This is a genomic window from Streptomyces sp. NPDC001732 (assembly GCF_053596315.1).
In genome coordinates this window covers 128,330-140,218 of record NZ_JBSFFY010000011.1, presented here as the reverse complement: position 1 = coordinate 140,218, position 11,889 = coordinate 128,330, and the positions used below count along the sequence as shown (strand labels likewise).

Below are 11,889 nucleotides of genomic sequence, written 5' to 3'. Positions count from 1 at the left end.
ATCGTGCTCAGAACCTCTCCGGGTGCAGAAGGGCGAGGACGAGGTAGCCCAGCAGGGCGACGGCCACGACGAGGCCGACGACGTTTTCGGCGGTCACAGCCTGGCCACCCCCTTGGCGACCAGAGCCACCAGCGCGAACACCGCGATCGTGGTGACGACGAAGGCCACATCGGCCATCGTGTGCTCCTAGATGAGGTACGAATTTTCGGACCTCCTGAGCAAACCTCTCATCGCAGGCGTCCTGGCCTGCGTTGATGGCTTCCTTACGGGGAACGACGAGCCCTTTACGGTGCGCATACGTGGCCGATACGCGCCCCATACGCGCCTCTTCCGCGCTCCGTCGGCGCTCCGCTCCCGGACGCGAAAAGGCCGGTGGGCCGCACCCTCTCGAAAAGGGATGCGGCCCACCGGCCGAAACCTTGCCGGGCGGCTGCCCGGCCCTGCTCAGCGCACCTCGGTGATCTCGGGGCCGCGCTGGAGCCGGCCCATGTCACCGGAGAACCTGGAGCTCTCCTGGTCCTCCTGCTGGACGCCCTCGGGCACCATCTGGGCGTCGTTGGGCAGCTTGAGGACGATCGGGTCGCGCGGCGCCATCGGGCCCTCGCCACGGACGACCACGGTGTCCCGGAAGATCGTCTCCAGCAGCCCGGCGGCCTCCGGCTGCACGGCGCCCTGGCCGGAGATCACTCCGCGCAGGAACCAGCGGGGTCCGTCGACACCGACGAACCGCACCAGCTGCACGCCGTTCGTGCCGTCCGGGAGCTGTACGGGCACCTGGGCGCGCAGCTCCCAGCCCAGCGGGCCCTCGACCTCGTCGATGATCCCGCCCTGCTGGGTGATGCCCGCCGCGATCTCCTCACGGACCTCGCCCCAGATGCCCTCCTTCTTGGGGGCGGCGAAGGCCTGCAGCTGAATGGCGCTGTCGCGCAGCACCACGGTCGCGGCGACGATCGCGTCACCGGCCACCTCGACGCGCAGCTCCATGCCCTCGACGCCGGGCACGAAGATGCCGCCCAGGTCGACCCGGCCCTCGCCGGGCTGGGAGACCTCGGAGACGTCCCACGGTCCGTCCGGCCGCGGTGCCGGCGGGAGATTCACCCGCCGCGGGCCGCTGTCGGCCCCGTCCGCGTCATCGAGCTCGTCGACGACCTGCTCGGCCTCGCGCGCTTCGTCCGCCACGTCCTCGGCGGAACCACTCTTCTTGCGACGTCCGAACACGTCACTGTCCTTCCCGGTCGGGTACGACCGAAGCGTAGCTGTTCCCGCCCTGGGTGATCCCGCCCCGGACGCCATCGACATCACCGGAAGCGTGCCCTCCGGTGGATCCGAAACCTCCGTCGCCGCGAGCCGAGCCGGGAAGCTCCGTCACCTCGTGGAAGCGCACCTTCTCGACCTGCTGGACAACCAGTTGGGCAATCCGGTCGAACCGGTCGAACCGCACGGGCTCACGTGGGTCGAGATTGATGACGATCACCTTGATCTCTCCACGGTACCCGGCATCGACCGTCCCCGGGGCATTCACCAGGGCGACTCCGCAGCGGGCCGCGAGGCCGGAGCGCGGGTGCACGAACGCGGCGTACCCGTCGGGCAGCGCGATCGACACGCCGGTGGGCAGCACCGCCCGCTCGCCCGGAGCGAGCTCGACGGCCTCGGTGGTCACCAGATCGACTCCGGCGTCCCCCGGGTGTCCGTAGGCCGGAATCGGCACCTCCGGGTCGGTCCGGCGGATCAGCACGTCCACGGGGTGGCGCATCAGGGGTTCACCTCGAACGCGCGGACGCGCTTGACCTGGTCGGGGTCGGCCATCGCGGCCCGGATCTCGGCCGGGCGGCCGTTCTCGATGAAGTGGTCGACCTTGACCTCGATGAAGAGGGCCTCGGCCCGGACCGCCACGGGCCCGTCCGGGCCGCCGATCCGGCCGGTCGCCCGGGAGTAGATCTTCCGGCCGTGCACCGCGACGACCTCGGCGTCGAGGTGCAGCACGGTGTCCACCGGCACCGGACGCACGAAGTCGGTCTCCAGCCGGCCGGTCACGGCGATCACCCGCAGCAGCCAGTTCAGCGAGCCGAGCGTCTCGTCCAGCGCGGTGGCCAGGACGCCGCCGTGCGCCAGGCCGGGGGCGCCCTGGTGGGCGGCCTTCACGGTGAACTCCGCGGTGACGCCGACGCCGTCACCGGCCCGCGTCTGGAGGTGCAGCCCGTGCTGCTGCCCTTCCCCACAACCGAAACAGTGTTCGTAGTGCGCGCCGAGGAGTTCGCCCGGGGCCGGGGCTTCGGGGTGCCGGACCGGTTTCACCGCGTCGGCCGGGGGCTTCAGTGCCTCAGATGTTCCACTCACAGGCGCAGACCTTACCCGCGCGGCTACCCGCGGGTCGCACCGTGCCAAGCTTGGGTTCATGCAGCCTTCCACGCCGCCTTTCGACGAACGACTGACCGCCCCCCGTTCCTGGTGGCTCATCGCCTTCCTGATCGGCATCGCCTGCGCCCTGATGCTGCTGCCGCTCGGCACCGTGCCCCTGCTGGCCGGTCTGGTGGGCGGCACGGCCCTGGCGGCCGTCGCGGTCAGCTCCTACGGCTCGGCCAGGGTCCGGGTGGTGGCGGGCGCCCTGGTGGCGGGCGACGCGCGGATTCCGGTGACGGCGCTCGGCGAGGCCGAGGTGCTGGAGGGGGAGGAGGCGCGCGCGTGGCGCTCGTACAAGGCGGACACCCGCGCGTTCATGCTGCTGCGCAGCTACATCCCGACGGCGGTCCGGATCGAGATCACCGACCCGCAGGACCCCACTCCGTACGTCTATCTGTCCACCCGTGAGCCGCAGGCCCTGGTCGCGGCGCTCGCGGCCGTACGGGCGTAGCCTCCGGGGCGAAACCCGCCGGGTCCTCCCGGGCCGGTCGCGGGCGCCGTGCGCCCTTCCCGGCGCACACCGCGGGCCCCGTCGAGGGCCTCCGGGGCCCTCAGCCCTCCAGCTCGCCCCGGAGACCCCCGTGCGGGTTCTCCGGCTGTTCCAGCAGGGGCAGTGGCGGCAGCCGGTCCCAGGGGACCCGGCGCTCGCGCAGGTCCTTCCTGACCCGTTCGGCGAGCTTTCCGGTGTCGCGCCGGTTCATCATCGCGCCGACGGCGGCGCCGATCATGAAGGGCATCAAATTGGGCAGGTCGCGCACCATGCGTTTCGTGATCTGCTGCCGCAGCTCGCGCTTCATCTGGCCGCCCAGCGCCGCGTTCACCGTCAGGGGGCGGGCGACGTCGATGCCGCGTTCCTCCGTCCAGGACGCGAGGTAGGCGCCGGAGCGCTGGACGAGTCCGCCCGGCGGGCGCAGCCCGTAGACCTCGTGCAGTTCGGCGACGAGCTTCATCTCTATCGCGGCCACGCCGGTGATCTCCGCCGTCAGCTCGGCGAACATGGCGGGCGGTACGGGCATCATGGCCGCCGCGCCGATGCCGGCACCGACGGCGGCGGTGGCCCTGCGCGCACCCACGATGAGCCTGTCCGCGAGCTCCTCCGGCCCCAGGCCGGGGAACTGCCTGCGCAGGGTGGCGAGATCGCGCACGGGGACGCGGGGAGCAGTCTCGATGATCAGGTCGGCGATGTGGCCGATCGCTGCCCTGGTGCTCTCCCCGCTCCTGCGTGCGCCCCGTTTCACTGAATTCAGACGGCCTGCCCCGGTCACGGGCTCCGTCCTGCCGGCCTGTCCGGCTCCTTCGGCCGGGCCGACTCCTTCGACCGTCGTGACCGTCGGGGCTGCTTCGAGCGAGGCCGGTCGGCCTCGCCCGTCGTCCCACCCGTCCGGGGAGTGCGGCAGGGCGGACAGCTCGGCGGACGCTGTCGCGCCCCTTGCCGGGCCTGTGCCGCCCTGATGCATCTCCGGCGACCTCTTGCGCCGCAAGCGTCGCTTCCGGAACGGTGTGTCGCCTGCCACGGTCGGTCCGACCTAGTCGCAGTCGCGGCAGATCGGCTGGCCGTTCTTCTCGCGCGCGAGCTGGCTCCTGTGGTGCACGAGGAAGCAGCTCATGCACGTGAACTCGTCGGCCTGCTTGGGCAGGACCCTGACGGCCAGCTCCTCGTTGGACAGGTCCGCGCCGGGCAGCTCCAGTCCTTCGGCCGCGTCGAACTCGTCGACGTCGACGGCGGAGGCGGTCTTGTCGCTCCGACGGGCCTTGAGTTCTTCGAGGCTGTCCTGGTCGACGTCGTCGTCGGTCTTGCGTGGGGTGTCGTAATCCGTTGCCATGTCGCTCTCCCCCTCTGGGTGTCTGCGGTGTCTCAGCGCTCGTAACGCGTGAGAGGCCGGACTTGTGCCCGACCCGAGGCGGAGATTTTGCCTCACATCAAGGTCTGTTACTCAATCGACACCCAAAAGGACCGCTCGGCAGCGATCAGCTTGGGTGGCGAAGGGGACCGTACACGGTCCCCGCGTCGTGCTCCACGGGCGCCACCCCGTGTACTTCCCGTGATATCAAGCCTCGAAAACCCCGACTTTTACGGGTTTTCCGGCAAGCTTCCTGATCACGGAGCGTTGACGGGCAGAAATTCGTTTCTGTGATCGATCACACACGACACTCCCGGGCGCGGGTTCCGAAAATTCCGCTCAAAGCGAACAAACTGCTCCGCTCACGGATCGCCCGACCAGCCGGTCAGACCGGCAGTGAGACACGCATCACGAGGCCGCCGCCCTCACGGGGCTCCGCGATGATACGGCCGCCGTGGGCGCGCGCCACGGATCTCGCGATCGACAGGCCGAGCCCCACCCCCTTGTCGCTGCCCGTCCGCTCCGTGCGCAGCCGCCGGAAGGGCTCGAACAGGTTGTCGATCTCGTACGCGGGCACCACGGGACCCGTGTTCGAGACCGTCAGCAGGGCCTGTCCGTTGTGCGACTCGGTGGTGACCTCCACCCAGCCCTCCTCGGGGACGTTGTAGCGCACGGCGTTCTGCACGAGGTTCAGCGCGATCCGCTCCAGCAGGACGCCGTTGCCCTGGACGACGGCCGGGGTCCGCTCGCCGCGGATCTCCACCCCGCGCTCCTCGGCCTCGCTCCGCGTCTGGTCGATCGCGCGCGAGGCCACCTCGGCGAGGTCGACCGGCTTGCGCTCGACGATCTGGTTGTCGCTGCGGGCCAGCAGCAGCAGCCCCTCGACGAGCTGCTCGCTGCGCTCGTTGGTGGCCAGCAGCGTCTTGCCCAGCTGTTTCAGCTCCGGTGGGGCCTGGGGGTCGGAGAGGTGGACCTCCAGCAGCGTGCGGTTGATCGCGAGCGGGGTGCGCAGCTCGTGCGAGGCGTTGCCGACGAACCGCTGCTGGGCCGTGAAGGCCCGCTCCAGGCGGTCGAGCATCTCGTCGAAGGTGTCGGCGAGCTCCTTCAGCTCGTCGTCCGGGCCGTCCAGCTCGATCCGGCGGGACAGATCCGTCCCGGCCACCTGGCGGGCGGTACGGGTGATCCGGCCCAGCGGGGAGAGCACCCGGCCGGCCATGGCGTAGCCGAAGGCGAAGGCGATGACGCTGAGGCCGACCAGGGCCAGTAGCGAGCGGTTCAGCAGGGTGTCCAGCGCCTCCCGGCGCTGATGGTTGACGCACGAGTTCATCGCCGCGTTGAAGGCTTCCGGTGTCGCCTTCTCGGGCAGGTTGCAGACCTCGCTGGTCACCTGACCGTTGACGATCTTGAACGGCAGCTCGCTGCCCACGTGCAGGGCCTGCGCGGCCAGCATGTAGATGATCGAGAGCAGCAGGATGCCCGCGATCAGGAACATGCCGCCGTAGAGCAGCGTGAGCCGTATCCGGATGGTCGGGCGCAGCCAGTACGGCGGCTCCTGCTGTTTGGGCTCCCAGGTGGGCTTCGGGGGCGCCGTCGGCGGCGCGGGAACGGGGGGCACGGCCGATCAGATCCGGTAACCGGAACCGGGCACGGTGACGATCACCGGCGGCTCGCCGAGCTTGCGGCGCAGCGTCATGACCGTCACACGGACGACGTTGGTGAACGGGTCGGTGTTCTCGTCCCAGGCCTTCTCCAGCAGCTGCTCGGCCGAGACGACGGCACCCTCGCTGCGCATCAGGACCTCCAGCACGGCGAACTCCTTCGGTGCGAGCTGGATCTCCGTCTCGTTGCGGAAGACCTCGCGCCGGTTGGGGTCGAGCTTGATGCCGGCGCGCTCCAGGACGGGCGGCAGCGCCACCGTCGTGCGCCTGCCCAGGGCCCGGACCCGGGCGGTGAGCTCGGTGAAGGCGAACGGCTTGGGCAGGTAGTCGTCGGCCCCCAGCTCCAGGCCCTCGACCCGGTCGCTGACGTCCCCGGAGGCGGTGAGCATCAGTACGCGGGTGGGGATGCCGAGCTCGACGACCCGTCGGCAGACGTCGTCGCCGTGCACCAGGGGGAGGTCCCGGTCCAGCACCACGACGTCGTAGTCGTTGACCTCGATGCGTTCCAGGGCCGCGGCACCGTCGTACACGACATCGACGGCCATGGCCTCCCGGCGCAGCCCGGTGGCCACCGCATCGGCGAGCAGCTGCTCGTCCTCCACGACGAGTACGCGCACGGCGCTGTCCTTCCTAGAAAAACTCAGTGAGTGTCGAAGCGATCACGGTTCGTGATACGGGCTGTGATCGGCACGGGTCCGTGCGGCTCCATCCTGCCTGCAACGCGCATAAACCGGCGGTAAGGCGACGGTGACCGGCCTGCGGCCCAGGGGAATTCACCGGATTTTCGGGCCAGTTGAGGTTTCCCTGAGCTTCGGGGCGGGGAGGACGCATTCACACCCGCGATCACGCCTTGAATGTGGCGTACCACAGGCCGCTCCGTCCCCGGAGAGCGCGTGATCACCCGCCCTACCGCCTCCGCGCGGAGGGAAACCCGGGCACAGCCCCGTGCCACCGACCCACGATGAGGGGGCGCATTATGGACGCTTTCACCGCAGGTCTGCTGCAACGCATCAGGACCACCGAGTCCGACCTCACAAAAGCCCGGGAGACGGGCGACGACTTCCTCGCGGACGTCGAGCAGAGCGAGCTGGACGACCTGCACCGCCTCGCCGCCGAACACGGCGTGGAAATCGGCGCCACGAGCGCCTGAGTCGCGCGTGAGGAGGGCCCCCGACGGTCTCGGGGGCCCTCCTCACGCGTTGTGCGCCCCTTTCAGTCGTGCCAGGCCCCGCACTCCTCCAGGAGAGCCTGCAGCGGCTCGAAGACGCCGGGTGACGCGGCGATCGCCAGGTCCCCGTCGGCGGGCAGTCCGGGGCGGCCTCCGGTGTACGCCCCCGCCTCCCGGGCGATGAGGTCGCCTGCGGCCAGGTCCCAGGGGTGCAGCCCGCGCTCGTAGTAGCCGTCGAGGCGGCCCGCCGCCACGTCGCAGAGGTCCACGGCGGCCGAGCCGCCACGCCGGATGTCGCGCAGCCGCGGGATCAGCTTCTGGGCCACGTCCGCCTGGTGGGAGCGGACGTGGCCGACGTAGTTGAACCCGGTCGAGACGAGCGCCTGGTCGAGTGGCGGCGCGGGACGGCAGCGCAGCGCGGTGCCCTCGCCGTGCGCGTCGCCCCGCACGTACGCCCCGCCGCCGAGGACCGCGTGGTAGGTCTCGCGGCGCATCGGGGCCTCCACCACGCCCACGACCCGCTCGCCGTCGCGTTCGGCGGCGATGGAGACGGCCCAGGTGGGCAGCCCGTACAGGTAGTTCACGGTGCCGTCGAGCGGGTCGACGACCCAGCGGATCCCGCTGCTGCCCTCCGTGCCTGCCCCTTCCTCGCCGAGGAAGCCGTCCTGCGGGCGGTGGCCGGTGAGGAAGTCGACGATCAGCTTCTCGGCGGCGATGTCCATCTCGGTGACGACGTCGATCGGGCTGGACTTGGTCGCGGCCACTCCCAGGTCGGCCGGGCGGCCGTCACGGAGCAGCGCGCCCGCGCGGCGGGCGGCCTCCAGGGCGAGGTCGAGCAGTTCGGTCGGGTTCGGGTCGGTCACGGCGCTCCCTGGGTGGTGGGCGTACGGCGGTCTGTCGTGGACGTACGGCGGTTTCACGGCGCGGCGGGCGACGAGAGCGGCCGGGCCCCGCCGCCCGCCCGCCCGGCTCACGCGTAGGGACTGTCCGCGCCCGCCGCGGCGGGCCTGGGGGCCCTGGCCGGGCAGCAGCCGACCGGGCACAAGTCGTGACTGGGGCCGAGCGCGCCCAGGGCGCACCGTTCCCGGCCCCGCCCCCGCTCGGTGGCGGCCCGTTCCAGCACCAGGTCGCGCACCGCCGCGGCGAACCGCGGGTCGGCGCCCACGGTCGCGGACCGGCGCACCGGCAGGCCCAGCTCGGCGGCCTTCGCGGTGGCCTCCGTGTCGAGGTCGTAGAGCACTTCCATGTGGTCGGAGACGAAGCCGATGGGGGCCATCACCACGGCGGGCACACCGGCCGTGTGCAGCGTCTCCAGGTGGTCGCAGATGTCGGGCTCCAGCCACGGGATGTGCGGGGCGCCGCTGCGCGACTGGTAGACGAGCCGCCAGGGGTACTCGACGCCGGTCTCCTCGCGCACCGCGTCGACGATCAGCCGGGCGACGTCGAGGTGCTCGGCCACATAGGCGCCGCCGTCGCCGTGCGCGTCCGCGGGGCCGGAGGTGTCGGCGGCGGAGGTGGGGACGGAGTGCGTGGTGAAGGCGAGGTGCGCCCCGGCCCGGACCTCCTCGGGGAGGTCGGCCAGGGCGGCGAGGACGCCGTCCACCATGGGGGTCACGAACCCGGGGTGGTTGAAGTAGTGCCGGAGCTTGTCGACCCGTGGCACCGGCAGCCCCTCGGCCTCCAGGGCGGCCAGTGAATCGGCGAGGTTCTCGCGGTACTGCCGGCAGCCGGAGTAGGAGGCGTAGGCGCTGGTGGCGAGGACGGCGATGCGGCGGCGCCCGTCCCGGACCATCTCGCGCAGGGTGTCGGTGAGGTACGGCGCCCAGTTGCGGTTGCCCCAGTACACCGGCAGGTCCAGGCCGTGCTCGGCGAAGTCCTCGCGCAGGGCGTCCAGCAGGGCCCTGTTCTGGGCGTTGATCGGGCTGACGCCGCCGAACAGGAAGTAGTGCTTGCCGACCTCCTTCAGCCGCTCCTCGGGAATGCCCCGGCCGCGGGTCACGTTCGCCAGGAACGGGACCACGTCGTCCGGGCCTTCGGGGCCGCCGAAGGAGAGCAGCAGCAGGGCGTCGTAGGGAGCGGGATCACGCAGATCGGACATGACGTCGATCCTGCCACTCGCCCCGGACGGCGCTCCCACCGACATCGCTCCCGTCCCGGACGCCCTTCTCCGCCTCGGGCTCCTCCGCCTCGGGTCCGAAGGCCCTGAGAACCGCCCTCCGCGGGCCAGGCCGTAAGCTGTATCGGCCACATACATGCCTGACGGGCGCGGGCGGCCGCGCTGTTCCGGAGCCCTCTTTGCCCAGTCCCTACCGCGCGATATTCGCCGCCCCCGGCACCAAGGCGTTCTCGGCGGCCGGATTCCTCGGCCGGATGCCGTTGTCCATGATGGGCATCGGCGTGGTCACCATGATTTCCCAGCTCACCGGCCGTTACGGGCTCGCCGGCGCGCTCTCCGCGACGCTGGCGATGTCCGCGGCGGTGCTCGGGCCGCAGATCTCCCGGCTCGTCGACCGGCACGGCCAGCGCCGCGTCCTGCGCCCCGCCACCCTCGTCGCGCTGGCGGCGGTGGCCGGGCTCCTGATCTGCGCGCAGCAGCGCATGCCGGACTGGACGCTCTTCGTCTTCGCGGCGGGCGCGGGCTGCGTCCCCAGCGTGGGCTCGATGGTCCGGGCCCGCTGGGCGGAGATCCACCGGGGTTCGCCGCAGCTGCACACCGCGTACGCGTGGGAGTCGATCGTCGACGAGGTGTGCTTCATCTTCGGGCCGATCATCTCGATCGGTCTGTCCACCGCCTGGTTCCCGGAGGCGGGGCCGCTCCTGGCGGCCGGGTTCCTGCTGGTCGGTGTCTTCTGGCTGACCGCCCAGCACGCCACCGAACCGGCACCGCATCCGCGTGCCGCGCAGACCGGAGGCTCCGCGATGCGCTCCCCGGGCCTCCAGGTGCTCGTGGTGACGTTCGTGGCCACCGGTGCGATCTTCGGGGCGGTCGACGTGGTGACGGTGGCCTTCGCCGAGGAGCGGGGCCACAAGGCCGCGGCGAGCCTCGTGCTGGCCGTGTACGCCCTGGGGTCCTGCCTGGCCGGGGCGGTGTTCGGACTGCTCCGGCTGAAGGGGAGGGCGTCCACCCGGTGGCTGGTGGGCGTGTGCGCGATGGCCGTGAGTATGATCCCCCTCCAACTGGCCGGGAACCTGCCGTTCCTGGCCGTGGCGCTCTTCGTCGCGGGCCTCGCCATCGCACCGACGATGGTCACCACCATGGCCCTCGTCGAGCAGCACGTACCGCGCACCGAACTGACCGAGGGCATGACCTGGACCAGCACCGGGCTCGCCGTCGGTGTGGCGCTCGGTTCCTCGGCCGCCGGCTGGGTGGTCGACGCGTCGGGTGCCGAGGCGGGGTACGGGGTGCCCGTCGCGGCGGGAGCGCTCGCGGCCGCGGTGGCGTTCCTGGGGTATCGCCGGCTCAGCGGGCCGGTCCTCATGGAAGGGCGCGCGGAACATGACCGAGACCGACGCACGGACGACGACGAACGCGTGGCGTAACTGGGCGGGGAACGTCGGCGCCCGGCCGGCCCGGGTCGTGTCCCCCGCCTCCGTTCCCGAGCTCGCCGAGGTGCTGCGCCGGGCGTCCGAGGACGGGCTGCGGGTGAAGCCGGTCGGCACCGGACACTCCTTCACCGCCGCGGCGGCCACCGACGGCGTGCTGATCCGCCCGGACCTGCTCGCCGGCATCCGGGAGATCGACCGCGAGGCGATGACGGTGACCGTCGCGGCCGGCACCCCGCTGAAGCGGCTCAACGCCGCCCTGGCCCGCGAGGGCCTCTCGCTCACCAACATGGGCGACATCATGGAGCAGACGGTCGCCGGCGCCACCTCGACCGGCACCCACGGCACCGGCCGCGACTCGGCGTCCATATCCGCGCAGATCCGCGCCCTCGAACTGGTCACGGCCGACGGCACGGTGCTGACCTGTTCGGAGACGGAGAACGCCGACGTCTTCGCCGTGGCCCGGATCGGGCTCGGCGCCCTGGGGGTCGTCACGGCGATCACCTTCGCCGTGGAACCGATCTTCCTGCTGACCGCCCGCGAGGAGCCGATGGGCTTCGACCGGGTCATGGGCGACTTCGACGAGCTGGTCGCCGAGAACGAGCACTTCGAGTTCTACTGGTTCCCGCACACCGGCAACTGCAACACCAAGCGCAACAACCGCAGCGCGGGCCCCGCCGCCCCGCCCGGAAGGGTCAGCGGCTGGATCGAGGACGAGCTGCTCTCCAACGGGATCTTCCAGGTGGCCTGCTCGCTCGGCCGGGCGGTGCCCGCCACCATTCCGTCGATCGCCAAGCTCTCCAGCCGTGCCCTGTCGGCCCGTACGTACACCGACATCCCGTACAAGGTCTTCACCAGCCCGCGCCGGGTCCGCTTCGTGGAGATGGAGTACGCGGTGCCGCGCGAGGCCGCCGTGGATGCGCTGCGCGAGGTCAGGGCGATGATCGAGCGGTCGCCGCTGCGGATCAGCTTCCCGGTGGAGGTCCGCACCGCCCCCGCGGACGACATCGCGCTCTCCACGGCCTCGGGCCGCGAGAGCGCGTACATCGCCGTCCACCTCTACAAGGGCACGCCCTATCAGGCGTACTTCACGGCGGTGGAGCGGATCATGACCGCCCACGAGGGCCGTCCGCACTGGGGCAAGGTCAACACCCGGGACGCCGAGTACCTGGCCGGGGTGTATCCGCGCTTCGGCGAGTTCGCCACCGTGCGCGACCGGCTGGACCCGGACCGCCTCTTCGGCAACGACTACCTGCGCCGGGTCCTGGGCGACTGAGGC

14 protein-coding genes are annotated in these 11,889 nt (G+C 71.5%); 4 read left to right on the top strand and 10 right to left on the bottom strand.

All coding sequences use genetic code 11. The features are described 5' to 3' along the window. Window positions 1-7: 7 nt before the first annotated feature. The 4 genes from kdpF to ACWCXX_RS14685 all read right to left on the bottom strand — a co-directional run bounded on the left by kdpF (window position 8) and on the right by ACWCXX_RS14685 (window position 2,337). Window positions 8-97 (bottom strand): K(+)-transporting ATPase subunit F, encoded by a 90-nt coding sequence (gene kdpF / locus ACWCXX_RS14700; RefSeq protein WP_362617804.1) that lies wholly within the window; start codon window positions 95-97, stop codon window positions 8-10. A 347-nt stretch (window positions 98-444) separates the two neighbouring features. Further along, on the bottom strand, window positions 445-1,218 hold the full coding sequence (locus ACWCXX_RS14695) for a DUF3710 domain-containing protein (RefSeq protein WP_451127033.1): 774 nt from the start codon (window positions 1,216-1,218) through the stop codon (window positions 445-447). A 1-nt stretch (window position 1,219) separates the two neighbouring features. Further along, window positions 1,220-1,753, bottom strand: coding sequence for a dUTP diphosphatase (gene dut, locus ACWCXX_RS14690; protein ID WP_451127031.1), 534 nt, complete (start codon window positions 1,751-1,753; stop codon window positions 1,220-1,222). Then, the gene (locus ACWCXX_RS14685; protein WP_451127029.1) at window positions 1,753-2,337 is read right to left on the bottom strand and encodes a PaaI family thioesterase; all 585 of its coding nucleotides are present in this window, start codon (window positions 2,335-2,337) and stop codon (window positions 1,753-1,755) included. Before ACWCXX_RS14685 ends, dut begins: the two co-directional genes overlap by 1 nt. A 58-nt stretch (window positions 2,338-2,395) precedes the next feature. On the opposite strand from ACWCXX_RS14685, the gene ACWCXX_RS14680 reads away from it, so the two are divergent. Further along, window positions 2,396-2,851, top strand: coding sequence for a DUF3093 domain-containing protein (locus tag ACWCXX_RS14680; protein WP_451127027.1), 456 nt, complete (start codon window positions 2,396-2,398; stop codon window positions 2,849-2,851). A gap of 100 nt (window positions 2,852-2,951) precedes the next feature. Here ACWCXX_RS14680 and ACWCXX_RS14675 read toward each other — a convergent pair whose 3' ends face one another. The 4 genes from ACWCXX_RS14675 to ACWCXX_RS14660 form a co-directional block, all read right to left on the bottom strand. After that, a complete protein-coding gene (locus ACWCXX_RS14675; protein WP_451127025.1) occupies window positions 2,952-3,914 on the bottom strand; it encodes a hypothetical protein in 963 nt (320 codons plus the stop codon). 12 nt (window positions 3,915-3,926) lie between these two features. Continuing rightward, window positions 3,927-4,223 carry a DUF4193 domain-containing protein gene (locus ACWCXX_RS14670; protein ID WP_003965732.1) on the bottom strand — a complete coding sequence of 99 codons (297 nt, stop codon included), beginning with the start codon at window positions 4,221-4,223 and terminating at the stop codon, window positions 3,927-3,929. Between the two features lie 403 nt (window positions 4,224-4,626). Beyond that, complete coding sequence (locus tag ACWCXX_RS14665; protein WP_451127023.1) at window positions 4,627-5,856, bottom strand: sensor histidine kinase; 1,230 nt, start codon at window positions 5,854-5,856, stop codon at window positions 4,627-4,629. 6 nt (window positions 5,857-5,862) lie between these two features. Continuing rightward, window positions 5,863-6,516, bottom strand: coding sequence for a response regulator transcription factor (locus tag ACWCXX_RS14660; protein ID WP_451127021.1), 654 nt, complete (start codon window positions 6,514-6,516; stop codon window positions 5,863-5,865). A gap of 359 nt (window positions 6,517-6,875) precedes the next feature. On the opposite strand from ACWCXX_RS14660, the gene ACWCXX_RS14655 reads away from it, so the two are divergent. Further along, window positions 6,876-7,049, top strand: coding sequence for a hypothetical protein (locus ACWCXX_RS14655; RefSeq protein WP_451127019.1), 174 nt, complete (start codon window positions 6,876-6,878; stop codon window positions 7,047-7,049). Between the two features lie 62 nt (window positions 7,050-7,111). Here ACWCXX_RS14655 and ACWCXX_RS14650 read toward each other — a convergent pair whose 3' ends face one another. Together ACWCXX_RS14650 and ACWCXX_RS14645 are read right to left on the bottom strand one after the other, a co-directional pair. Next, window positions 7,112-7,930 carry an inositol monophosphatase family protein gene (locus tag ACWCXX_RS14650; protein ID WP_451127018.1) on the bottom strand — a complete coding sequence of 273 codons (819 nt, stop codon included), beginning with the start codon at window positions 7,928-7,930 and terminating at the stop codon, window positions 7,112-7,114. A gap of 107 nt (window positions 7,931-8,037) precedes the next feature. Further along, the gene (locus tag ACWCXX_RS14645) at window positions 8,038-9,165 is read right to left on the bottom strand and encodes a ferrochelatase (protein ID WP_451127016.1); all 1,128 of its coding nucleotides are present in this window, start codon (window positions 9,163-9,165) and stop codon (window positions 8,038-8,040) included. A 197-nt stretch (window positions 9,166-9,362) separates the two neighbouring features. Here ACWCXX_RS14645 and ACWCXX_RS14640 point away from each other — a divergent pair, with 197 nt between their 5' ends. Together ACWCXX_RS14640 and ACWCXX_RS14635 are read left to right on the top strand one after the other, a co-directional pair. Further along, on the top strand, window positions 9,363-10,607 hold the full coding sequence (locus tag ACWCXX_RS14640; protein WP_451127014.1) for an MFS transporter: 1,245 nt from the start codon (window positions 9,363-9,365) through the stop codon (window positions 10,605-10,607). Continuing rightward, complete coding sequence (locus ACWCXX_RS14635; protein WP_451127012.1) at window positions 10,564-11,886, top strand: D-arabinono-1,4-lactone oxidase; 1,323 nt, start codon at window positions 10,564-10,566, stop codon at window positions 11,884-11,886. Before ACWCXX_RS14640 ends, ACWCXX_RS14635 begins: the two co-directional genes overlap by 44 nt. Window positions 11,887-11,889 lie beyond the last annotated feature (3 nt).